The 22,563-nt window shown below is 62.5% G+C and carries 19 protein-coding genes; 10 read left to right on the forward strand and 9 right to left on the reverse strand.

The genetic code is table 11. The annotated features are described in order from the left end of the window. Positions 1–131: 131 nt before the first annotated feature. From M2S36_RS09875 to bioB, 7 genes are all read right to left on the reverse strand, one after another. Positions 132–1,937, reverse strand: a complete 1,806-nt coding sequence (locus M2S36_RS09875) for a phenylacyl-CoA dehydrogenase (RefSeq protein ID WP_333957099.1) — start codon at positions 1,935–1,937, stop codon at positions 132–134. Between the two features lie 286 nt (positions 1,938–2,223). Beyond that, positions 2,224–2,520 carry a hypothetical protein gene (locus M2S36_RS09880; protein ID WP_025337434.1) on the reverse strand — a complete coding sequence of 99 codons (297 nt, stop codon included), beginning with the start codon at positions 2,518–2,520 and terminating at the stop codon, positions 2,224–2,226. A 230-nt stretch (positions 2,521–2,750) separates the two neighbouring features. Beyond that, on the reverse strand, positions 2,751–3,431 hold the full coding sequence (bioD, locus tag M2S36_RS09885; protein ID WP_233688017.1) for a dethiobiotin synthase: 681 nt from the start codon (positions 3,429–3,431) through the stop codon (positions 2,751–2,753). 10 nt (positions 3,432–3,441) lie between these two features. After that, positions 3,442–4,260: a malonyl-ACP O-methyltransferase BioC gene (gene bioC, locus M2S36_RS09890; protein ID WP_207834061.1), complete on the reverse strand. Its 819-nt coding sequence runs from the start codon at positions 4,258–4,260 to the stop codon at positions 3,442–3,444. Beyond that, positions 4,253–4,984 carry an alpha/beta fold hydrolase gene (locus M2S36_RS09895; RefSeq protein ID WP_207834059.1) on the reverse strand — a complete coding sequence of 244 codons (732 nt, stop codon included), beginning with the start codon at positions 4,982–4,984 and terminating at the stop codon, positions 4,253–4,255. The genes bioC and M2S36_RS09895 overlap by 8 nt, the downstream gene beginning before the upstream one ends. Then, on the reverse strand, positions 4,977–6,149 hold the full coding sequence (gene bioF / locus M2S36_RS09900) for an 8-amino-7-oxononanoate synthase (protein ID WP_333957102.1): 1,173 nt from the start codon (positions 6,147–6,149) through the stop codon (positions 4,977–4,979). The genes M2S36_RS09895 and bioF overlap by 8 nt, the downstream gene beginning before the upstream one ends. Position 6,150: 1 nt before the next feature. Next, complete coding sequence (gene bioB, locus M2S36_RS09905) at positions 6,151–7,209, reverse strand: biotin synthase BioB (protein WP_013970556.1); 1,059 nt, start codon at positions 7,207–7,209, stop codon at positions 6,151–6,153. Between the two features lie 89 nt (positions 7,210–7,298). On the opposite strand from bioB, the gene M2S36_RS09910 reads away from it, so the two are divergent. From M2S36_RS09910 to rarD, 5 genes are all read left to right on the forward strand, one after another. Continuing rightward, positions 7,299–8,030, forward strand: a complete 732-nt coding sequence (locus tag M2S36_RS09910) for a ComF family protein (protein WP_233688019.1) — start codon at positions 7,299–7,301, stop codon at positions 8,028–8,030. A gap of 121 nt (positions 8,031–8,151) precedes the next feature. After that, positions 8,152–8,916: a TOBE domain-containing protein gene (locus tag M2S36_RS09915; RefSeq protein ID WP_207834053.1), complete on the forward strand. Its 765-nt coding sequence runs from the start codon at positions 8,152–8,154 to the stop codon at positions 8,914–8,916. Between the two features lie 162 nt (positions 8,917–9,078). Next, the gene (locus M2S36_RS09920) at positions 9,079–10,053 is read left to right on the forward strand and encodes a serine/threonine protein kinase (protein ID WP_333957103.1); all 975 of its coding nucleotides are present in this window, start codon (positions 9,079–9,081) and stop codon (positions 10,051–10,053) included. A 374-nt stretch (positions 10,054–10,427) separates the two neighbouring features. Further along, the gene (locus M2S36_RS09925) at positions 10,428–12,908 is read left to right on the forward strand and encodes a hypothetical protein (RefSeq protein WP_333957104.1); all 2,481 of its coding nucleotides are present in this window, start codon (positions 10,428–10,430) and stop codon (positions 12,906–12,908) included. Positions 12,909–13,067: 159 nt separating this feature from the next. Then, complete coding sequence (rarD, locus tag M2S36_RS09930) at positions 13,068–13,955, forward strand: EamA family transporter RarD (protein ID WP_233688020.1); 888 nt, start codon at positions 13,068–13,070, stop codon at positions 13,953–13,955. A 254-nt stretch (positions 13,956–14,209) separates the two neighbouring features. On the opposite strand, the gene M2S36_RS09935 is transcribed toward rarD, so the two are convergent. Then, the gene (locus tag M2S36_RS09935; RefSeq protein ID WP_087502009.1) at positions 14,210–14,728 is read right to left on the reverse strand and encodes a glycine cleavage system protein R; all 519 of its coding nucleotides are present in this window, start codon (positions 14,726–14,728) and stop codon (positions 14,210–14,212) included. Between the two features lie 452 nt (positions 14,729–15,180). Here M2S36_RS09935 and M2S36_RS09940 point away from each other — a divergent pair, with 452 nt between their 5' ends. Then, a complete protein-coding gene (locus M2S36_RS09940) occupies positions 15,181–17,358 on the forward strand; it encodes a malate synthase G (protein WP_207834012.1) in 2,178 nt (725 codons plus the stop codon). Positions 17,359–17,505: 147 nt separating this feature from the next. On the opposite strand, the gene M2S36_RS09945 is transcribed toward M2S36_RS09940, so the two are convergent. Continuing rightward, positions 17,506–18,045: a response regulator gene (locus M2S36_RS09945; protein ID WP_207834010.1), complete on the reverse strand. Its 540-nt coding sequence runs from the start codon at positions 18,043–18,045 to the stop codon at positions 17,506–17,508. A gap of 116 nt (positions 18,046–18,161) precedes the next feature. Between M2S36_RS09945 and M2S36_RS09950 the strand changes: the two genes are divergently transcribed. From M2S36_RS09950 to M2S36_RS09965, 4 genes are all read left to right on the forward strand, one after another. Continuing rightward, positions 18,162–20,099: a putative nucleotidyltransferase substrate binding domain-containing protein gene (locus M2S36_RS09950; RefSeq protein WP_233688021.1), complete on the forward strand. Its 1,938-nt coding sequence runs from the start codon at positions 18,162–18,164 to the stop codon at positions 20,097–20,099. Further along, complete coding sequence (locus tag M2S36_RS09955; RefSeq protein ID WP_207833992.1) at positions 20,096–20,806, forward strand: 3'-5' exonuclease; 711 nt, start codon at positions 20,096–20,098, stop codon at positions 20,804–20,806. The genes M2S36_RS09950 and M2S36_RS09955 overlap by 4 nt, the downstream gene beginning before the upstream one ends. A gap of 246 nt (positions 20,807–21,052) precedes the next feature. Beyond that, positions 21,053–21,571, forward strand: a complete 519-nt coding sequence (locus M2S36_RS09960; protein ID WP_333957105.1) for an RNA polymerase sigma factor — start codon at positions 21,053–21,055, stop codon at positions 21,569–21,571. Then, the gene (locus tag M2S36_RS09965; protein WP_233688022.1) at positions 21,568–22,524 is read left to right on the forward strand and encodes a FecR domain-containing protein; all 957 of its coding nucleotides are present in this window, start codon (positions 21,568–21,570) and stop codon (positions 22,522–22,524) included. The genes M2S36_RS09960 and M2S36_RS09965 overlap by 4 nt, the downstream gene beginning before the upstream one ends. Positions 22,525–22,563: the final 39 nt, after the last annotated feature.

The raw sequence follows: 22,563 nt of genomic DNA on the forward strand, positions 1-22,563 counted from the left end.
CCGTGTCGCATTCTTCGCGGGTAAACCCGCTCCCACAATGATCGTGTAAAACACGGGAATTGTGCCCACCCCAGAATGCAAAAAACCCGCCTGCCGGTGAAGGCAGGCGGGTTTCGCGTACAGCGGTAGGATCAGTACGACAGGCCGAAGTTCTCTTCGTCCATCGCCATCAGGTTGTTGGCACCCGACAGCATGGTCGCCACATGGGTACGGGTACGCGGCAGGATGCGCTGGAAGTAGAAGCGCGCGGTCTGCAGCTTGGCGGTGTAGAACGCCTCTTCGCTGGTACCGGCAGCCAGTTTCTCGGCCGCCAGGCGGGCGATGTCGGCCCAGAAGAAGGCCAGGCAGGCGTAGCCGGAATACATCAGGTAATCGACCGAGGCCGCACCCACTTCTTCACGGTCCTTCATGGCGGCCATGCCCACTTTCATGGTCAGCTCGCCCCACTCCTTGTTCAGCGCTGCCAGCGGTTCGACGAACTCTTTGACCGCCTCGTTGCCTTCCTGCGCCTGGCAGAACTTGTGCACGATCTTGGTAAAGCCCTTCAGCGCTTCGCCCTGGGTCATCAGCACCTTGCGGCCGAGCAGGTCCAGGGCCTGGATACCGGTGGTGCCTTCGTACAGCATGGAAATGCGGCTGTCGCGCACGTTCTGCTCCATGCCCCACTCGGCGATGAAGCCATGGCCGCCGTAGATCTGCACGCCGTGGTTGGCGGCTTCGAAGCCGACTTCGGTCATGAACGCCTTGGCGATCGGGGTCAGGAACGCCAGCAGGGCATCGGCCTTCTTGCGCTCTTCTTCATCCTGGCTGTACTTGACGATGTCCACCTGCTTGGCGGTGAAGTACACCATCGCGCGGTTGCCTTCGGCGAAAGCCTTCATGGTCAGCAGCATGCGACGCACGTCCGGGTGGACGATGATCGGGTCAGCGGCCTTGTCCGGTGCTTTCGGGCCAGTCAGGGAGCGCATCTGCAGGCGCTCACGGGCGTACTTCAGGCCACCCTGGAAGGCTACCTCGGCGTGGGCCAGGCCTTGCAGCGCAGTGCCCAGGCGAGCGGTGTTCATGAAGGTGAACATGCAGTTCAGGCCTTTGTTGGCCGGGCCGATCAGGTAGCCGGTGGCGCCGTCGAAGTTCATCACGCAGGTGGCGTTGCCGTGGATACCCATCTTGTGTTCGATCGAGCCGCAGCTCACGCCGTTGCGCTCGCCCACGCCGCCTTCGGCGTTGGGCAGGAACTTCGGCACGATGAACAGCGAGATGCCCTTGGTGCCGGCCGGTGCGTCCGGCAGGCGGGCCAGGACGATATGGACAATGTTGTCGGCCATGTCGTGCTCACCGGCCGAAATGAAGATCTTGGTGCCCGACACCTTGTAGCTGCCGTCGGCCTGTGGCTCGGCCTTGGTGCGCAGCATGCCCAGGTCGGTACCGCAGTGTGGCTCGGTCAGGCACATGGTGCCGGTCCACTCGCCGGATACCAGCTTGGTCAGGTAGGTGTGCTGCTGCTCGGCGGTGCCGTGCGCCGAGATGGTGTTCATCGCACCGTGCGACAGGCCCGGGTACATGCCCCACGACCAGTTCGAACCGCCGACCATTTCGCTCAGGGCCAGGCCCAGCGACTCTGGCAGGCCCTGGCCGCCGTGCTCGACGTCATGCGCCAGGCTCGGCCAGCCACCTTCGACGAACTGCTGGTAGGCCTCTTTGAAGCCGGTCGGGGTTTTCACGCCAGATTCGCTCCAGGTGCAGCCTTCCTGATCACCCACGCGGTTCAACGGCGACAGCACCTGCTCACAGAACTTCGCGCCTTCTTCGAGGATCGCATCGACCATGTCGGGCGTGGCGTCCTGGCAACCCGGCAGGCTCTGATAGTGCGCCTCATAGCCGAGCAGCTCGTCGCGAACGAAGCGGATATCACGCAAGGGGGCTTTGTAATCAGGCATTGCGATGAACCTCTAGGTGAGTTCTGTGGAGGTGACCCGCGCTTGGCGGTCGTCGATCAAACAGTTGTTTGAAACTTACGTTTAGCTCCGCCTGATGTCAAGGATGGACTATGGTGCCATTTACGCCACGAAAAATGGCAAAACTGACAAGCCATGATACATACACCTGTGGGAGCGGGTTTACCCGCGAATGGACCAGCCCGGAAAACAGAAGTGTCCGGGCGGACGCATTCGCGGGTAAACCCGCTCCCACAGGGATAGCGACAGGTTCGGGAAAGCCGCCGTATCAGGCGTAGGTGTCGATGATCCGGCCGAGCATTTCGTCGGATGCCTTGACGACCTTTGCGCCAAGCTCGACTTCAAGCTTGCCCACCGCCAGCTGCACGGTGCTGGTGGCCAGGTCCATCTGCTGGCTGCGGTCGACCGCGCGCAGGCGTTCGGCCTGAAAATCGCTGGACTGGCTGGTGGCGGTACGTTCGGCGGTGGTATTGGCGATCTGGCTGGCGGCCTGATCGACGCGGTTCTGGCCGGTCTGGATTGCGCTCAGGCCCGCGTAATAGGCGGAGCTACCGGTGATTTCCATGTCAGGACTCCATTGACGCTGGATGACGAACAGGGCCAATTAAAACAGGCCCGGGGCGAAAAGGCCCGTTTAAATCCCTAATGGCCCGGTGCCAGTTGATAGGCCATGGGTATTCCTGCACCGGCCTCTTCGCGGGTAAACCCGCTCCCACAGGATCTCCATGTTTTCTGAGACTTGTGCAGTACCTGTGGGAGCGGGTTTACCCGCGAAAGGGCCAGGCCTGGAAACGGCTAATCCAGCAGATCCAGCTGAAGGTGTTCAGCCACCATGTCGGCACTGGCCTGCTTCAACTTGGGCACCCGCCCCAAGCAAGGCGCCGGCAAGCGTTCGGCCAGGCTGGCCAGGTTCTCTTCCAGGCGCGAAGTACGCGGCTCGATGATGTTTGCCACCCACCCCGCCAGTTGCAGCCCGTCACGGGCAATCGCCTCGGCGCTGAGCAAGGCGTGGCTGATGCACCCCAGCCGCACCCCCACCACCAGGATCACCGGCAGCTTGAGGGCAATGGCCAGGTCGGACAAGTTGGCTTGCCCCGACAATGGCACGCGCCAGCCACCGGCCCCCTCGATCAGGGTGAAGTCGGCATTTTGTTGCAGCACATTGCGCATCGCCGCCAGCAGCTCCGGCACGGCAAGCGTCACCCCGGCCTCGCGCGCCGCCACGTGCGGTGCGATGGCCGGCTCGAAAGCAAACGGGTTGACCTGCTCGTAGGGCAGCTTGATCGAGCTTTCATCGATCAACGCCTGAGCGTCGCTGTTGCGCAAGCCTTTCGGCGTCATCGTGCACCCGGAGGCCACCGGCTTGGCCCCCAGCGTGCTCAAGCCTTGCGACCGTGCCGCATGCAACAGCCCGGCAGCGATGGTGGTCTTGCCAACATCGGTATCGGTACCGGCAATGAAATAGGCCTGACTCATCTCGCTCCCCTTACGCCTGTGGCTTGCGCAACACACCATAGACCACCTGGTAGGTGGCTGGCAGCCCCTCGGGCTGGCGAAATGCCTCATAGGCCTGCAGCAGGCCCTGCATGCGGGCCCGGCCGGTAAGCCCGGAAGGCCGGCCAGGGTTCAGGTTGTGGGCACCGAGGGCCTTGAGTTCATGGGTCAGGCTGCGCACATCCGGGTAGTGCAGCACGTGCGGGCAGCGCTGCAGCCCAAGCTGTTCGAAGCCGCTGGCGGCGCACAGACGCTGATAGTCCTCGAAACGGCGGAAGCGGTTCACGTGCACCAGGCCATCCACCGCCTGCCAACTGGCACGCAGTTCATCGAGGGTACCCACACACAGGCTGCTGAAGGCCAGCACGCCGCCCGGGCGCAGTACTCGCAGCACTTCTGCCAGCACGCTTGCGAACTGGTCGCACCACTGCACGGCCAGGCTGGTAAACACCAGGTCGACGCTGGCATCACGCAGTGGCAAACGCTCGGCATCACCGGCCACATGATAGTGCGCCCCGCCCTGTTCGTTGCGAGCATGGCACAACATGCCCTCGGCGATATCCACCGCCACGCCGCTGGCCTGGGTGAACCGCTCGGCCAGCGCCCGGCTGAAATGACCGGTGCCGCTGCCCAGATCCAGCCAGCGTGACGGCTGCAAGCCTTCCGGCAACTGCTCCAGCAGGTGCGAACCCACCGCACGCTGCAAGGCTGCCACGCTGTCGTAGCTGGCCGCGGCGCGGGAGAACGAGGCCGCCACCTGGCGCTTGTCGGGCAGCGCGCCGGGCAGGGTCGGACGGGAAAGGTCAGTCATCGCCACTCTCATGCAGGAAACTCTTGATGCCCGCCGCCAGTTCCTGCGGATACTCCAGCAGGAACGCGTGGGAACTGTCTTCGACCAGGCCCACCTCCACATCGGGCAGCAGCTCGCTCAGCGCTTTTGCCGCCTCGGCCGGCACCAGCGCGTCGCTGCCGGCGAACAGGTGCAGCTGTGGGCCACCGTAGGCCTGCAGGGCTTCGCGGGTGTCCAGCCTGGCCAGCACTTCCAGGCCGGTGGCCAGGTACAGCGGGTCGGTATCCGGTACGCCGACACCCAGCTGGCGTAACAATGTGCGGGGTTGCAGGGCGCCATCGCTGCACAGTGTGCGGAAGCGCTTGAGGGTGACCTGGGTATGGTTGCGGCAGCCGTCGAGGAAGGTGCCGAAGGTGTCTTCGGCCATGCCGTGGGGCCAGTCCGGGCGAGCTACGAAACTAGGGTTGCTGGCCAGGGTCAGCAGGCCGCAGCAATGGTCGCCGCGCTTGTGCGCCAGGGCGCTGGCCAGCATGCCGCCGAGCGACCAGCCGCCCAGCCAGACATCGCTCGGCAGCTTGCGGTCGAGGTGGTCGACCCAGGCCTGCACATCGCTGTGGGGCAGTTCCGGCAAGGGCATCAGCTCCACCTGCAGGCGGGCGTCCTGGGCACGCAGGCTGGCGGCCAGCGGCTCCAGGGAAGCAGTGCCCAGGCCCCAGCCAGGCAACAGAACAAGTCGATTACGCATCGGCGCTCTCCAACTGTGGATAACACTCGGCCAATGCATTCAACAATAGCTGCACCTGCGCCTCGCTGTGCGCCGCGCTCAATGTCACCCGCAGGCGCGCGCTGCCCGCTGGCACGGTGGGCGGGCGGATGGCCGTCACCAGCAAGCCGCGCTCACGCAGCATGCGTGACAGGCGCAGGGCCTGCGCGCTGTCGCCGATGACGATCGGCTGGATCGGTGTCGGGCTGTCCATCAATACCAGGCCGATCTGCTGCGCGCCTTCCCGGAACTGGCGGATCAGCGCTGCCAGATGCTCGCGGCGCCAGGTCTCACGGCGTAGCAGTTCCAGGCTCTTGAGCGTGGCACAGGCCAGGGCCGGTGGCTGGCTGGTGGTGTAGATGTACGGGCGGGCGAACTGCACCAGCGCTTCGATCAGCTCTTCGCTGCCGGCCACAAAGGCGCCAGCGGTACCGCAGGCCTTGCCCAACGTACCGATCAGCACCGGCACGTCATCCACGCCCAGACCAAAGTGCTCGACAATACCGCCGCCCCGGGTGCCGAGGGTACCCAGGCCATGGGCATCGTCGACCATCAACCAGGCGCCGCGGGTGCGGGCGACAGCGGCCAGCGCCGGCAAGTCGGCCAGGTCGCCATCCATGCTGAACACGCCGTCGGTCACCACCAGCGTATTGCCGACGGCCTTGTCCAGGCGACTGGCCAGGCTGGCCGGGTCGTTGTGCAGGTAGCGGTTGAAACGGGCGCCGCTGAGCAGCCCGCCATCCAGCAGCGAAGCGTGGTTCAAACGGTCCTGAAGCACCGTGTCACCCTGCCCCACCAGCGCGGTGATGGCGCCCAGGTTGGCCATATAGCCTGTGGAGAACAGCAACGCACGCGGGCGCCCGGTGAGCTCGGCCAAGGCCTCTTCCACCTGATGGTGCGGCGTACTGTGGCCGATCACCAGGTGCGAGGCACCGCCACCGACACCCCAACGCTCGGCGCCGGCCTGCCAGGCAGCGACTACTTCAGGGTGGTTGGCCAGGCCCAGGTAGTCATTGCTGCAGAAGGCCAGCAAGCGCTGGCCATCGACCACTACTTCCGGCCCCTGCGGGCTTTCCAGCAATGGCCGCTGCCGATACAGGTCTGCAGCACGCCGTTCGGCCAGACGCGCCGCCAGGTCGAAGGCCATCTCAGGCCGTCGCGGCGTTGTAGAACATCTCGCTGCTGCGCTGTTCGACCAGCGCCTGCTCGATCGCCGCCTGGTGCACTTCGTCGGCGTGCTCTTCACGCGCTTCGGGCTTGATGCCCAGGCGTGCGAACAGCTGCATGTCCTTGTCGGCCTGCGGGTTGGCAGTGGTCAGCAGCTTTTCACCGTAGAAGATCGAGTTGGCGCCCGCCATGAAGGCCAGGGCCTGCATCTGCTCGTTCATCTGCTCACGGCCGGCGGACAGGCGCACGTGCGACTTGGGCATGAGGATACGGGCCACGGCCAGCATGCGAATGAAGTCGAACGGGTCGACGTCCTCTTCCTCGGCCAGCGGCGTGCCGGCCACCTTGACCAGCATGTTGATCGGCACCGACTCCGGGTGCTCGGGCAAGTTGGCCAGCTGGATCAGCAGGCCGGCGCGGTCGTCCAGCGACTCGCCCATGCCAAGGATGCCGCCGGAGCAGATCTTCATCCCGGCATCGCGCACGTAGGCCAGGGTCTGCAGGCGCTCGCTGTAGGTGCGGGTGGTGATGATGCTGCCGTAGAACTCCGGCGAAGTGTCGAGGTTGTGGTTGTAGTAGTCCAGGCCGGCCTGGGCCAGAGCCTTGGTCTGCTCCTGGTCGAGCTTGCCGAGGGTCATGCAGGTTTCCAGGCCCATGGCTTTCACGCCTTTGACCATCTCCAGCACGTAGGGCATGTCTTTGGCCGACGGGTGCTTCCACGCCGCACCCATGCAGAAGCGGGTAGAACCGATGGCTTTGGCGCGGGCAGCTTCTTCCAGCACCTTCTGCACTTCCATCAGCTTCTGTTTTTCCAGCCCAGTGTTGTAGTGACCGGACTGTGGACAATATTTGCAATCTTCCGGGCAGGCGCCGGTCTTGATCGACAGCAGGGTCGAAACCTGAACGCGGTTCGGGTCGAAATGCGCGCGGTGCACGGTTTGCGCCTGGAACAGCAGGTCATTGAACGGTTGCTGGAACAGCGCCTTGACCTCGGCCAGGGACCAGTCGTGACGTGTTGTTGCAGTTGTGCTGGCGCTCATTGGCGTTTCCTTGTTTAGGCTGAAGCTGGCGCCGGGACAGGAAAGCCCGCCAGCGCATCACGGATAGCTCGCATAGTCATGGAAGGCCTATGAACTGTCAACCACAGCTGAAAAGACTGGTTTACAAGTGCTCACTTATTAATCAAACGTGCTTGCTGTGCGATGAGCCTGCCGATCAGCCCTACCCGCTGTGCATCGCCTGCGAGCAGGAACTGCCCTGGCTGGGCGACCAGTGCCTGCGCTGCGCCCTGCCGTTGCCCATGGCCGGCCTGACCTGCGTCCCGTGCTGCCGCCGCGCACCGGCCTTCGAGCAGGTGATTGCACTGTGGCATTTCGGCTTTCCGGTGGACACGCTGATCAGCCGTTTCAAGCACAACCGCCAGTGGCCTTTGGGCCGCCTGATGGCCGAATTGCTCGGGCATGGGCTGTTGCACCGCTTTGCCGAAGGGCTGCCGCGCCCCGACCTGTTGTTGCCTGTGCCCTTGGCCAAAGGTCGACTACGGGAGCGGGGGTTCAACCAGGCGGGGATGCTCGGACGCTGGCTGTCGACGCACGTGGGGGTACGTTGCGACGAGCGGTTGTTGCTGCGCACACGAGAGACGCCTGCGCAGCAACAACTGGATGCCAAGGCCAGGCGACGCAACCTACGCCAGGCGTTTGCGGTCACGGGCGAGTTGACGGGCAAGCACGTCGCCATTGTCGATGACGTGCTGACCACCGGTACCACAGCCCAAGCCATTGCCCAGGTGCTGCGCAAGGCCGGGGCGCAGCGGGTGGATGTGTACTGCCTGGCGCGTACGCCCAAGCCGGGTCATCTGTGATTTCAAGGGCCTCTTCGCCGGCAAGCCAGCTCCCAGAGTGAGCGCATGTACATTTAAATTTTGAGCAAGACAGTTGCTCCTACACACTATCCATCCTCAGGCCCCACAAGACTGAATGCCCATGTCCCTGCCCCCCCTCCTCACCCAGCACATCGCCCGCCGGCCCCAGCGCATTGCGCTGCTGCAGCACATTGCCGAAGAAGGGTCGATCACCCGCGCCGCCAAGGCCGCGGGCATCAGCTACAAGGCTGCCTGGGACGCCATTGACGAACTCAACAATCTGGCTCGCCAGCCCTTGGTCGAGCGCAGCACCGGCGGGCGTGGCGGCGGTGGTGCCCGCCTGTCAACGGAAGGCGAGCGAGTACTGCGTCTGTATCAGAGGCTGCAGGTCCTGCAGGCGCAAATCCTCGAAGCAGCGGAAGAGTCCAGTGACCTCGACCTGCTCGGTCGGCTGATGCTGCGTACCAGCGCGCGCAACCAGTTGCAGGGCCAGGTCAGCGGCCTGCGTCGTGAGGGTCGGCATGATCGTGTCAGCCTGGCGTTGGGCGGTGGGCTGGAGATCGAGGCGTTGATCACCCCCGACAGCACCGCGCGGCTTGAGCTGACCCTGGGCACGATGGTGGTGGCGCTGCTCAAGGCGGGGTGGGTGAGGTTGTTGGCCGACGAGGAAGAGGCCGAAGCGGGGAGTAATTGCCTGCGGGCGACGGTGGAGGAGGTGCTGGCGGAGGCTGATGGGCCTGGTGAGGTCAGGTTGGCGTTGGGGAATGGGCAGACGTTGTGTGCGTTTGCCGAGGCGGATTGGTTGGCTGGGCAGCAGGTGGCAGCTGGCAGTTCGGTGCGGGTTCAGTTTCATCCCTCCTATGTATTGCTTGGGATTCCTGCATAGCCTGGCCGCGCTTTGCGCGGTTCGCGGGTAAACCCGCTCCCACAGGTGCATCGTTTCCCTGGCGGCTGCGCCGTCCATGTGGGAGCGGGTTTACCCGCGAAGAGGCCGGTACAGGCATAACGCGTTACCATGGCCCCCACGCCGCCTATCCCCGGAGCCACCATGTCCCACCCCTTCGACACCCTCACCCCTGACCTGGTCCTGGACGCAGTGGAAAGCCTGGGCTTTCTCAGCGATGCCCGGGTGCTGGCGCTGAACAGCTACGAGAACCGCGTCTACCAGGTGGGCATCGAGGGCGCGCAACCGCTGATCGCCAAGTTCTACCGCCCAGGCCGCTGGAGCGATGCGGCCATCCTCGAAGAACACGCCTTCACAGCCGAACTGGCCGACTGCGAAGTGCCGGTGGTTGCGCCAATGCAGCACGACGGCCGCACCCTGTTCGAACACCAGGGCTTTCGCTTCACCCTGTTCCCCCGCCGCGGCGGCCACGCCCCGGAGCCAGGCAACCTCGACCAGCTCTACCGCCTCGGCCAGTTGCTCGGCCGCCTGCATGCCGTCGGCGCCAGCAAACCATTCCAGCACCGCGAGGCGCTGGCTGTGGACAACTTCGGCCACGCCTCGCTGAATACCTTGCTGGAAGGCGATTTTGTCCCCCGCGAGCTGCTGCCGGCTTTCGAATCGGTGGCGCGCGACCTGCTCAAGCGGGTGGAGGACATCTATGCCCGCACGCCGCACCAGCTCATTCGCCTGCACGGCGACCTGCACCCCGGCAACCTGATGCACCGCGACGAGGTGTACCACGTGGTCGACCTCGACGACTGCCGCATGGGCCCGGCGGTGCAGGACCTGTGGATGATGCTGGCCGGCAGCCGCGAGGAGCGCCTGGGGCAACTGGCCGAGCTGATCGACGGCTATAACGAATTCCACGACTTCGACCCGCGCGAACTGGCGCTGATCGAACCCCTGCGCGCCCTGCGCCAGCTGCACTACAGCGCCTGGCTGGCACGGCGCTGGGACGACCCGGCGTTCCCGCCCAGCTTCCCTTGGTTCGGCCAACCGCGCTACTGGGGTGACCAGATTCTTGCCCTGCGCGAACAGATGGCCGCGCTGGATGAGCCGCCGTTGAAGTTGTTCTAAGTTCTGCGTCAGAAAGAATCGACCTGGCAGACACCCCATCGCGCAAGCCGGCAAACGCAAATGTCGGCCCTCTCCCGCAACTTCCTTACATGCTGAACCTAGCATTTTTGCCAGTAGGCAAGGCGGGAGGCTGGGTGTAAAAAAACTCCCGAGGCAATGCGGGATTTTCAGCAATGAATAAAGCAAACCGTGGCGTACTGATCGGGCGCATGCTTCCGGCCAAATCCCTCCATCACAATAAAGTCCACTTCAAGCATTAAGTTCGACCCGGCACCGCAATTAATGCGAGCACCAAAACCCAGTGAACCATGGCCAATCACAATATTCCATGGCGATAGCGCTCGAACTCATAAACCCTTCCAAGCGAGAAACTCATGAACAGCTCTACAAAACAGTCGCTCGAACAGTTCCTGGAAGAACTAGCCAAAGTACGTAAGAATTTTGGCTACCCGGTAATTGTGGCATTTGATCGAAAAACTGCAAACCATGTATTGAAGCAAGAATTTATCGAGCGATATGCGGGCGGACTGTTTCTGGACCCGATGAATAGCGAGGTTGATATTGAAGCAGGCCTTTCCTATCACCAGCTTCAGGATTTCTGCCTGGATGAACCCAGGCTATCATTTGAGAATTCAGACCTCAGTAATTCCAAAGCCAAGTTAATGATGCGAAGTGTGCGAGGCAAACAGATTCAGTTAAGCCAGTCGATAGGTAGCACACGCAGGCGGGTTACGCGACTGGCGGAGGCAACACCTGTCAATGGCCCGTCTCTGGTATTTGACGTCGACTTGATAAGTGATAGGGGAGAGGTTTCCAAGGAGGGTAGAGCCTATTTCAGCTTTATCACCAAAAGTAACTATTACTTTTATGGCGGCGTAACATCATTTGAAATCGAAAAACTTGGGCAACATTTCAGTCGATTCTTTAACGACTACGCTGAAGCGCCTGAGGAAAGGGCTCGAATCGAGTACACATTGGGCCAGCTTTCGAATCTGGCGAACTCTCCACTAAAGCCACATAGATTTGCAATACGTACCCATGGTGCCCCCGGAGCAGGACGTGTAAACACGGAAGGCTTTGGCGACGGTGCTGTCGTTCTATTTGTCGAACTGGAAGGGTTCGACAGTGATGACGCTAGCCCGCCAGACGAGAATAGAAAGCTCCCTTATCTTTTACCGGAGGGCCTCAGTGCCAACGTGCTGCTGCACTCGAATTTCATTATAGCAAACCTGATAATTCCGAAGTTAAAGTCTAGCGATTCGTCTGTTCGCCTGCTTGACTGGAAAGCCATGCATATCAACACCTCGAATAACATTGAATACATAGCTGCTGGAAAATTCAAAATTGCCGAAATGAATTACGGCAAAGTCGGCCAGGACTACATCAGATTCCATGCGGAAGCCTTTGACTATATCGCACCCGCCGAGGGTAATACCAAAGAGAAGCTCAGGATAAAGCACGATAAAGACCGACTGATCATTGAGTGGATTGGAACCACCGACAGATATGCACGAGTAACCTGGGGTTATGATGAAAATCCGGGCGTAACTGACGGCAGACTGACCACAGTCTGGAACTTCCAGCACCAGTATAAATTCTCAGTAGACGACCAGGAAGGCCGACACAAACTGGTTCTTTCGCGAGTTGGAGGAAGCGGGTCCTTCAACTGGTACGTATCTGACAAACTGGACGAGGCCCTTGACGATAAAAACCAACATATCAGGGACTTTATTGAAGAGCGCTTGAAGAAAAACTTCGATGATTTCCTGTTTGGTGTAAATGATTCCTTCGCCGGTATAAGTACTGAAGTAGACACCTTCATCCTTTCGTCACTACTATTCCGCAACTCGCAAGTCACCCTTGAGTCGGCACATTGGCCGAATGACGTGACCGCCCTGGGTCAACTGGCGCCTGAGCGAAACAAGCTCACAATTACCAGAAGCGACGACAAACCGATCGACAACGGTGAAACCAGCGTACTGCCCGGCGGGAGCATAACCTTCAAGACCGAAGCCGCCAGCGGAGGCGTAACATGGAGCGTACGTCACCTCCCTGATTACAACGGTGACAACCCTACAGGCACAATCCACCCGAGTACCGGAACTTACTCCGCGCCCGCTGCCGACCAATTCGAAGGCAGTCACATCAAGGTCATCGTTAGCGCTCAAATAGGCAGTGCGGTTTCTCATGTACTGGTGAGCGTTCTGCGAACCAGTATCAGTATCTACCCCTCCATCGCGACCGTAAACCTGAACGCCTATACCGATATAGTCGCTGGCGAAATGAACAGAAATGACATCAGCATAAAAGTCGAAGGGCTGGGTGACCTGGTCGACGCGCCCGACCCCGACCCTCTAGGGCAGGTAAACAAACGCTACCTCCCCCCCAAACAGGTGCCAGAGTGGGAAGAAGGCATGCCCAAAGTTGATTCGGTACTGCGTCTTGATAAAGTAGTGGTCAGCAGTAAGACTTTCACCAAGACCGTCCATATACTCTTGCCTGTTGAAATGGAAGGCGCTTATTGGCTGAAGCCAAAACAGGGGCAAGCAGGTGTGGAGCTTGAATTCTGGGTGAAGCCCAATGGCAGGCCGGAGCAGCAAGTACCAAAGGAACAAACCTCATGGCATGTGCGTGTCGGCAATGGCACAATCGACGACGGTATCTACACGCCACACCCTTCCAGGCCGGACGATGAGTACATTGTCATCGTGGCGATCCATGACGGGCAATTCGTACCTCAATACGCCAGTTTGATTCTGCCCATTCCCTTTGTCAGTGCTGAAAAATTCCTGGCTCTTTATGCATCCGTTGAAGCTAGCGACAATTCGCGTAGGGCGCGCATAAACCGGGAATGATCGGTTGGGTGTGCATTTGACGGCCAGACTCCCCGTGCCGTTGACGCCGAAAACCAGGGCCATGCCCTGGTTTTCGCGTTTCATAAGTGCCAGCACAACTCGCCAACCTGTGCTGAAATAGCCCTGCGCTTTATTTAGCTACCTAAGCAAGGATTCTGCATGCACGCCGCAAACCCGCGTCGCGGGTACCTACTGGGCCTCAGCGCCTACATCATCTGGGGCCTGTTCCCCCTGTACTTCAAGGCGATCCAGAGCGTCCCGGCGGTGGAGATCATTGTCCACCGGGTACTGTGGTCGGCACTGTTCGGCTCGCTGCTGCTACTGGTGTGGAAACACCCCGGTTGGTGGCGTGAACTGCGCAACAATCCGCGCCGGCTGGGCATCCTCGCCCTGAGCGGGGCGCTGATCGCCGGTAACTGGCTAACCTACGTCTGGTCGGTGAACAACGGGCGCATGCTCGAGGCCAGCCTGGGCTACTACATCAACCCGCTGATCAATGTGCTGCTGGGCATGCTGATTCTTGGCGAGCGCCTGCGCCGCCTGCAGTGGCTGGCCGTGGCCATGGCTGCCGTGGGTGTGGCCCAGCAAGTATGGCAGGTGGGCAGCCTGCCCTGGGTGTCGCTGGTGCTGGCACTGAGCTTCGGCTTCTATGGGCTGATTCGCAAGCAGGCACCGGTGGCGGCACTGCCGGGCCTGGTGGTGGAAACCTGGATGCTGGTACCGCTGGCGCTTGGCTGGCTGTTGCTGCACCCGGCGGCGACAAGTGCCCAGGGCGCGTTCTACACCAGCAGCGAAGCGTTGTGGTTGATGGCCGCGGGGCCGGTGACACTGGTGCCGCTGGTGTGCTTCAACGCGGCTGCGCGCCACTTGCCGTACACCACCCTGGGCTTCCTGCAATACCTGGCGCCGACCCTGGTGCTGCTGCAGGCGGTGCTGCTGTTCGATGAGCATCTGTCATCGAGCAACCTGGTGGCGTTCATGTTCATCTGGGCGGGCTTGGCGATTTACAGCGTCGATGCGTGGCTGAGTTTGCGCAAGCGCAGCTGATCAAAAAACAAACAAACCTCTGCAGGCCATGTGATTCGTGGCCTGCAGAGACATCTCCAAAGGTTATCCACACCCTGGTCCCCGTACTTTGTGCACAAGCTGCTGATTTTTGAGCATTTTTTGAGCAAAGTTGTGGAAGGCGCGCAGTTATTGGGCTGGAGAGGTACACCCCCAGGTTATCCACAGGGCCTTCCCCGTGATATCGGGATAACCGCAGGGGGCTGCTTTGCAGCCCTTTCACCGGCAATCCCGGATTACTCCTCCGGCCGCAGCTTCAACTCCACCATCAAGTCGTCCGCCAGGCTCTCCAGCTTCTGCTGCAAGTCGTCCAGCGACAGGGTCAACGGCAATGCCAGCAAGGCATCGGCATGGAACAGCGGCTCGCTGCTCATCGGCGCCGGCCGCACCTCAGTGGTAAACCGTTCAAGGTTCACCCCCAGGTCGGCCAGCAAGCGGGTGATGTCACGCACGATCCCCGGCCGGTCATTCCCTACCAGCTCCATGGCAATCGGCTTCCAGGTGCACGACGGCTCGATGCCGCTCTCGGCGATCAGCACGCGAATGTCATAGCGGACCAACCCCTGCAGCGAGGCCACCAGCTCGTCGTAGTTTTCCGCCGGCACCGCCACCCGCAGGATGCCGGCAAACTGCCCGGCCATGCGCGACATGCGGCTTTCCAGCCAGTTGCCACTGTGGTCGGCGATGCACTGGGCAATGCGCTCGACCTGGCCCGCCTTGTCGGGGGCAATCACTGTCAGTACAAGATGATCCACAAGCCCTTCCTCGTGTCGGACCGCTTCCGGGCGGCAGAAAATCGGGGGATCGACTCAGTATAGGCAAGGCGCGGCAACCTGCCGCAGGGCAATCCACACAACGAATCGTGTACTGTTTCAAGATTTATCTGGAACAATCCACCTGTTTTTTGCGAACATACTCACTCCCAGCGTGACCATACGCGACCAACGGGTCGCATAACGGCGCTTTTAGTCTGATTTTGCCCCGCCTACTGCTTCATGTAGTATCCCGTGGCGCGGACTACAAAACGTCGTTTGGATGTCTGCCAAGGCGCCTGTGAAAATACGCACACTGTCTGCCAGCCGGTCTGGCAGGCCGCACCCAGCCGCGCCCGGGGCTTTACTCGGGGGCATGCACTGGTGCCGTGTTTAGAGAAGCGCTACAGGCTTAATACAGAAGAGCGAAATAGCTGAGCAGAGTGAGGCAAGCAATGACTGGATACGTTCAAGTCGGTGGCCTTCAGGTCGCCAAGGTCCTGTACGACTTCGTGAACAACGAAGCCATCCCCGGGACCGGCATCGTCGCCGAACAGTTCTGGGCGGGTGCAGAGAAGATCATCAATGACCTCGCTCCAAAGAACAAAGCCCTGCTCGCCAAGCGCGACGAGCTGCAAGCCAAGATCGACGCCTGGCACCAGGCACGCAAAGGCCAGGCCCACGACGCCGCAGCCTACAAAAGCTTCCTCCAGGAAATCGGCTACCTGCTGCCACAAGCCGACGATTTCCAGGCCACCACCCAGAACGTGGACGAAGAAATCGCCCACATGGCCGGCCCGCAGCTGGTCGTTCCGGTGATGAACGCCCGCTTCGCCCTGAACGCCGCCAACGCCCGCTGGGGTTCGCTGTACGACGCGCTGTATGGCACCGATGCCATCAGCGATGAAGGCGGCGCCGAGAAAGGCCAGGGCTACAACAAGGTGCGTGGCGACAAGGTCATCGCCTTCGCCCGCGCCTTCCTCGACGAAGCCGCACCACTGGCAGCCGGCTCGCACGTCGACTCCACCGGCTACCGTATCGAAGGCGGCAAGCTGATCGTCGCCCTGAAAGGCGGCAGCAACAGCGGCCTGCGTGACGACGCCCAGCTGATCGGCTTCCACGGCGATGCCGCCGCGCCGACCGCCGTGTTGCTCAAGCACAACGGCCTGCACTTCGAAATCCAGGTCGATGCCAGCACCCCGGTCGGCAGCACCGACGCCGCCGGCGTCAAAGACATCCTGATGGAATCGGCGCTGACCACCATCATGGACTGCGAAGACTCGGTTGCCGCCGTCGACGCCGACGACAAGGTGATCGTCTACCGCAACTGGCTGGGCCTGATGAAAGGCGACCTGGCCGAAAGCGTGACCAAGGGTGGCAAGACCTTCACCCGCACCATGAACCCGGACCGCGAGTACGCCGCACCCAACGGTGGCAGCGTGACCCTGCACGGCCGTTCGCTGCTGTTCGTGCGCAACGTTGGCCACCTGATGACCAACCCGGCGATCCTCGACGCCCAGGGCAACGAAATCCCCGAAGGTATCCAGGACGGCCTGTTCACCAACCTGATCGCCCTGCACAACCTCAACGGCAACACCAGCCGCAAGAACACCCGCAGCGGCAGCGTGTACATCGTCAAGCCGAAGATGCACGGGCCGGAGGAAGTCGCCTTCGCCGCCGAGATCTTCAGCCAGGTCGAAGACCTGCTGGGCATGAAGCGCAATACCGTCAAGGTCGGCATCATGGACGAGGAGCGCCGCACCACGGTCAACCTCAAGTCGTGCATCAAGGCTGCAGCCGAGCGCGTGGTGTTCATCAACACCGGCTTCCTCGACCGTACCGGCGATGAAATCCACACCTCGATGGAGGCCGGCGCCGTGGTGCGCAAGGGCGCCATGAAGAACGAGAAATGGATCGGTGCCTACGAGAACAACAACGTCGACGTCGGCCTGGCCACCGGCCTGCAAGGCCGTGCGCAGATCGGCAAAGGCATGTGGGCCATGCCGGACCTGATGGCGGCCATGCTCGAGCAGAAGATCGCCCACCCGCTGGCCGGCGCCAACACCGCCTGGGTACCGTCGCCGACCGCCGCCACCCTGCACGCCCTGCACTACCACAAGGTGGACGTACAGGCGCGTCAGCGTGAACTGGCTTCGCGTACCCCGGCGTCGGTGGACGATATCCTGACCATCCCGCTGGCCACCGACACCAACTGGTCGGCCGAAGAGATCCGCAACGAACTGGACAACAACGCCCAGGGTATCCTCGGCTACGTGGTGCGCTGGATCGACCAGGGCGTGGGTTGCTCGAAGGTGCCGGACATCAACAACGTCGGCCTGATGGAAGACCGCGCCACCCTGCGTATTTCGGCCCAGCTGCTGGCCAACTGGCTGCGCCACGGCGTGGTCAGCCAGGAGCAGGTGCTGGAGAGCCTCAAGCGCATGGCTGTAGTGGTTGACCAGCAGAACGCCGGTGACGCGCTGTACCGCCCGATGGCCCCGAACTTCGACGACAACGTCGCGTTCCAGGCGGCAGTGGAGCTGGTGGTGGAAGGTGGCAAGCAGCCGAACGGTTATACCGAGCCGGTACTGCACCGCCGTCGCCGCGAGTTCAAGGCGCGTAACGGGTTGTAAGCGACATCTGCGACAGGGGGCCGCTTTGCGGCCCTTTCGCGACACAAGGCCGCTCCCACAGGTACCGCGCAAGGCTGAGGTTTGGCGCGGTACTTGTGGGAGCGGCCTTGTGTCGCGAAAGGGCTGCAAAGCAGCCCCACTCCTGCCCTACTCGATCTTCAGTTCTTTCTTCACCAGCTCCAGCAGCTTGTCCAGGTCCACCGGCTTCAACAGAAAATCCACCACCCCCAGGTGCATCACGTCCACCGCCTCTTTCACGTCGGTGTCGCCCGACACCACGATGATCGACAACGCCGCCCGCTCTGATTCACGAATCTTGCGAATCAGGTCCAGGCCATCCTCCGGCTGCATACGCAAATCCGTAATCATCAAGCCAATCCGTTGCTGGTAGTGCAGGTACAGCCTGGCTTCCTCGGCCCCATCCGCCCCGACGCAGTCGATCCCCCGGCTTTTCAGGTACAGGATCAACGCCTCACGGTTCACCGCATTGTCATCCACCACCAGCACCAACGGCTTGGCAGCCACGGGCGCGCTCGCCACGGCCAGTGCCTCGCGCTCGGCGTCGCTCAGGATGTCGCGTTGCTCAGGCATGCTCATCTCGTCAAAAAAATTCCGCTTCAGCATTAGGACCACAGAACTTGCGTAACCCGGTTTGCCTTTTGTCGGGTTTTTGACAGGGGCGCTCATAGACTTACGTCCAATGGGCACCACCCCGCTGCAAGCCGACCATGGAGGCAGAGAACAACATGGTCGGCACCTATATATAGATATATATAGTTCGGCACAGCGATACGGTCAGTTTCATGAGCAAAAAGGACGCCTACAGCCAGGCGGGCAGGACAGCAGTGCTGCAGAACATCCAGGGCACCCTGCAGTTCCTGCAGCGATTTCCGCCGTTCAACCAGATGGAACACAGCCACCTGGCCTACCTGGTCGAACAGTGCCAGCTGCGCTTCTATGCCAGCGGCGAGAGCATCGTCAAACCTGCCGACGGGCCGGTCGAGCACTTCTACATCGTCAAGCAGGGCCGCGTGGTAGGCGAGCGCCAGCACCTGGTCAAGCCTGGTGTGGAGACCACTTTCGAAATTACCAGCGGCGAATGCTTCCCGCTGGCTGCCCTGCTCGGCGAGCGGGCGACCCGCACCGAGCACCTGGCCGGTGAGGACACCTTCTGCCTGCAGCTGAACAAGCCTGCGTTCATCCGCGTGTTCTCGATGTCCGAAGTGTTTCGGGATTTTGCCCTGCGCGGGGTCAGCAGCCTGCTCGACCAGGTCAACCAGCAGGTACGCCAGCGCGCGGTGGAAACCCTCGGCACCCAGTATTCGTTGAACACGCCATTGGGGGAACTGGCCATGCGCCACCCGGTGGTGTGCAGCGCCGACACGCCCCTGCGCGATGCCGTGCGGCTGATGCATGAGCAGCAGGTTGGCAGTATCGTGGTGGTCGACCCGCAGCGCTACCCCACCGGTATCTTCACCCTGCGCGACCTGCGCCAGGTGGTGGCTGCGGCCGATGCCGACCTGGGCGCACCCATCGCGCGGCACATGACGGCCCAGCCGTTCTACCTCAGCCCCCAGGCCAGCGCCTTCGACGCAGCCATGGCCATGACCGAACGGCATATCGCCCACGTGTGCCTGGTTGAAAACAGGCGCCTGTGCGGCGTGGTTTCGGAGCGCGACCTGTTCTCCCTGCAACGGGTAGACCTGGTGCACCTGGCGCGTACCATCCGCCATGCGCCACGCCTGGACACCCTGGTATCGCTGCGCGGCGAAATCAGCCAGCTGGTCGAACGCATGCTCGCCCACGGCGCCTCGTCCACACAGATCACCCAGATCATCACCCTGCTCAACGACCACACCGTGTGCCGGGTGATCGAGTTGGCGTTGGCCGAACGCGGTGACCCGGGCGTACCGTTCAGCTGGTTGTGCTTTGGCAGCGAAGGTCGACGTGAACAAACCCTGCACACTGACCAGGACAACGGCATCCTCTTCGAAGCCGCCGACAGCGCCGAAGCCGACGCCATCCGCGTCCGCCTGCTGCCGCTGGCGCAATACATCAACCAGTGCCTGGCCCAGTGCGGCTTCACCCTGTGCAAGGGCAACGTCATGGCCGGCAACCCCGAGCTGTGCCTGTCGCGCAGTGAATGGGCGCGGCGTTTTGCCGGTTTTGTCCGCGAAGCCAGCCCGGAGAACCTGCTGGGCTCGAGCATCTATTTCGACCTGCGCGTGGTGTGGGGCGACGAGCAAGGCTGCGAGCAACTGCGCCAGGGCCTGCTGGACCAGGTGGCCGATAACCGCATCTTCCAGCGCATGATGGCTGACAACGCCTTGCGCCAACGCCCGCCGGTGGGCCGCCTGCGCGAGTTCGTGCTGACCCGTCAGGGCAACGACAAGGCCGCCACCCTCGACCTCAAGGTCCAGGGCCTGACGCCCTTCGTCGATGGCGCCCGGCTGCTGGCCCTGGCCAACGGCATCGGTGCCTGCAATACCCTGGAACGCCTGCGCCAGCTGGTGGCCAAGGGCGTGATCGAGGCACTGGACGGCGCAGCGTACGAAGAGGCCTACCACTTTATCCAGCAAACCCGCATGCAGCAGCACCAACGCCAGACCCGCGACAACCTGCCCTATTCCAACCGCCTGGACCCGGACAGCCTCAACCACCTGGACCGGCGCATCCTGCGCGAGTCCCTGCGCCAGGCCCAGCGCCTGCAAAGCAGCCTGGCCTTGCGGTACCAGCTATGAGCCTGTTTGCCTGGCTGCGCCCCAGTGCACCCGAACTGGACCATGCCACACGCCAGCGCCTGGCCCGGCTGCCCAAGGCCGCGCCACTGGGGGTGTGTACCCTGCGCGAGCAGCGCTGGGTGGTGCTCGACCTGGAGACCAGCGGCCTGAACCCCAACCGTGACCAGGTGCTGTCAGTTGGCGCCGTGGCCATCGAAGATGGCGCCATCGATTTTGCCCAACAGTTCGAACGCACCCTGCACCGACCTTTGCAGAAGACCAACGCCAGCGTGCTGATCCACGGCCTGGGCCCGAGTGCCCTGGCTGCCGGATGCGACCCGGCCGAGGCCTTGCTCGATTTGCTCGATTTCATTGGCAATAGCCCGGTGCTGGCATTCCATGCACCGTTCGACCAGCGCATGCTGGCCAGGGCGCTGAAGGAAAGCCTGGGCTATCGCTTGCAGTCGCCCTTCCTCGATGTTGCCGAGCTGGCGCCGATGCTCAACCCCGACACCGTGCTGCGCGAGGCCGGGCTGGATGACTGGGTGACGCGGTTTGGCCTGCAGGTGGAGGAGCGCCATCATGCCAGCGCCGATGCCCTGGTGACCGCCGAGCTGGCGCTGATCCTGTTCAGCCAGGCCCGGCGCCAACAGCTGGACAGCCCGTTGCAGCTGGAGCAGCGCTTGCGCGGGTGGCGCAGGCGCAAGGTGCACAATCACGGCCTGTAGCTTTGCGCTGCCCTTGCTGGCCTCTTCGCGGGTAAACCCGCTCCCACAAGGACTGCACTACCTTTGAAACCCTGGAAATACTGTGGGAGCGGGTTTACCCGCGAAGAGGCCAACACAGGCAACACATCTGCATGACCTTGGATGCTAGCCATCCGATAAGCGTCCATTGCACCCACCCCCTCCCCTCTGCAACAATCGCGAATAATTATCGTTAGTTAATACCTACGTTCCTGGGGGGAACGCTGCTTGTCTTCTGCACAGAGCCCACACGCCGATCTGGTCGGTGCGCTGTACCGCGACCACCGCGGCTGGCTGCTTGCCTGGCTGCAACGCAGCATGGCCTGCCGCCAACGTGCCGAAGACCTGAGCCAGGACACTTTCGTGCGCCTGCTCGGCCGTGAGCAACTGGTCAGGCCCCGCGAGCCCCGTGCTTTCCTGGCCGCCGTGGCCAAGGGCCTGATGTTCGACCACTTCCGCCGCGCCGCGCTGGAACAGGCCTACCTGGCCGAACTGGCACTGATGCCGGAAGCCGAACAACCGTCCCCAGAAGTGCAGCACCTGATCCTCGAAGACCTCAAGGCCATCGACCGCCTGCTCGGCAAGCTGTCGAGCAAGGCCCGCGCAGCATTCCTGCACAATCGCCTGGACGGCATGGGCCATGCCGAAATCGCCGAGCGCCTAGGGGTTTCGGTGTCGCGGGTGCGCCAGTACATCGCCCACGGCATGCGCCAGTGCTACGTGGCCCTGTACGGGGAGCCGACGTGAGCAGTGCACCGGTTTCGTCCCGGGTACTGGAAGCCGCCATTGCCTGGAAACTCAGCCTCGACAGTGGCAGCGGTACACCTGATGAGCGCAGCGAATTCATGCGCTGGCATGCAGCCAGCGAGGAGCACGCCCGCGCATGGCGCCAACTCGGCGCCATGGACCAGCGCGTCAGCGCCGCTGCAGGCCCCGCACGCCAGGCCCTGCTGCAATCGCGCGCCGGCCTGCGCCGACGTATCGGCAAGGTCGGCGGCGGGCTGGCCGGCATGTTTCTACTGGGCTCGCTGCTGGCCTGGGTCGGCGCACCATCGCTGGCACCCAGTTACTGGTTGGCCGACCAGCGCACCGCCACCGGCGAACTGCGTACCCTGCGCCTGGAAGACGGCACCTTGCTGAGCCTGAACAGCCACACTGCCGTGGATATCGACTACGCAGGCGAGCAACGGGTGATCGTGCTGCACCAGGGCGAGATCTCGGTCGAAACCGGCCACCAGGACTCGCGCCCGCTGCTGGTACGCACCGAGGATGGCAGCCTGCGCCCATTGGGCACGCGCTTCCTGGTGCGCCGTGAGGACGGCGGTACACGCCTGGAGGTGCTGCAAGCCTCGGTCGCCGCCATGCCGCTGAACAGCGGCGACGAACAGGTGCTGCGTGAAGGCCAGCAGGTGCTGATGAACACCAATGGTCTCGGCCGAATCGGCGCGGTCCCCGCCGGTGCCGACGCCTGGACCCGCGGCATGCTGGTGGTGGACAACGTGCGCCTGGGCGATCTGCTGGCCGTGCTTGGCCAGTACCGCAGCGGTTACCTCGGGGTAGACGACGAGGTCGCCGACTTGCGTGTCACCGGCAGCTTCCCGCTGACCGACACCGACCTGGCGCTGGCGTCGCTGGTGCCGGCACTGCCGGTGAAGGTCGAGCGACATACCCAGTGGTGGGTGACCGTCGGTCCCAAGTAGTCCTGCACCGGCCTCTTCGCGGGTAAACCCGCTCCCACA

The sequence above is a fragment of the Pseudomonas sp. SF2 genome, assembly GCF_036858055.1.
In the GTDB taxonomy this organism is placed as follows: Bacteria; Pseudomonadota; Gammaproteobacteria; order Pseudomonadales; family Pseudomonadaceae; genus Aquipseudomonas.

Bases quoted from the DNA above. Each gene is read 5' to 3' on its own strand.
- M2S36_RS09875 (WP_333957099.1), bottom strand. From the start codon at position 1,937: ATGCCTGATTACAAAGCCCCCTTGCGTGATATCCGCTTCGTTCGCGAC.
- M2S36_RS09925 (WP_333957104.1), top strand. From the start codon at position 10,428: ATGAACAGCTCTACAAAACAGTCGCTCGAACAGTTCCTGGAAGAACTA.
- M2S36_RS09940 (WP_207834012.1), top strand. From the start codon at position 15,181: ATGACTGGATACGTTCAAGTCGGTGGCCTTCAGGTCGCCAAGGTCCTG.
- bioB (WP_013970556.1), bottom strand. From the start codon at position 7,209: ATGAGCGCCAGCACAACTGCAACAACACGTCACGACTGGTCCCTGGCC.
- M2S36_RS09945 (WP_207834010.1), bottom strand. From the start codon at position 18,045: ATGAGCGCCCCTGTCAAAAACCCGACAAAAGGCAAACCGGGTTACGCA.
- rarD (WP_233688020.1), top strand. From the start codon at position 13,068: ATGCACGCCGCAAACCCGCGTCGCGGGTACCTACTGGGCCTCAGCGCC.
- M2S36_RS09955 (WP_207833992.1), top strand. From the start codon at position 20,096: ATGAGCCTGTTTGCCTGGCTGCGCCCCAGTGCACCCGAACTGGACCAT.
- bioD (WP_233688017.1), bottom strand. From the start codon at position 3,431: ATGAGTCAGGCCTATTTCATTGCCGGTACCGATACCGATGTTGGCAAG.
- M2S36_RS09915 (WP_207834053.1), top strand. From the start codon at position 8,152: ATGTCCCTGCCCCCCCTCCTCACCCAGCACATCGCCCGCCGGCCCCAG.
- M2S36_RS09910 (WP_233688019.1), top strand. From the start codon at position 7,299: ATGAACTGTCAACCACAGCTGAAAAGACTGGTTTACAAGTGCTCACTT.
- bioF (WP_333957102.1), bottom strand. From the start codon at position 6,149: ATGGCCTTCGACCTGGCGGCGCGTCTGGCCGAACGGCGTGCTGCAGAC.
- M2S36_RS09880 (WP_025337434.1), bottom strand. From the start codon at position 2,520: ATGGAAATCACCGGTAGCTCCGCCTATTACGCGGGCCTGAGCGCAATC.
- M2S36_RS09920 (WP_333957103.1), top strand. From the start codon at position 9,079: ATGTCCCACCCCTTCGACACCCTCACCCCTGACCTGGTCCTGGACGCA.
- bioC (WP_207834061.1), bottom strand. From the start codon at position 4,260: ATGACTGACCTTTCCCGTCCGACCCTGCCCGGCGCGCTGCCCGACAAG.
- M2S36_RS09950 (WP_233688021.1), top strand. From the start codon at position 18,162: ATGAGCAAAAAGGACGCCTACAGCCAGGCGGGCAGGACAGCAGTGCTG.
- M2S36_RS09895 (WP_207834059.1), bottom strand. From the start codon at position 4,984: ATGCGTAATCGACTTGTTCTGTTGCCTGGCTGGGGCCTGGGCACTGCT.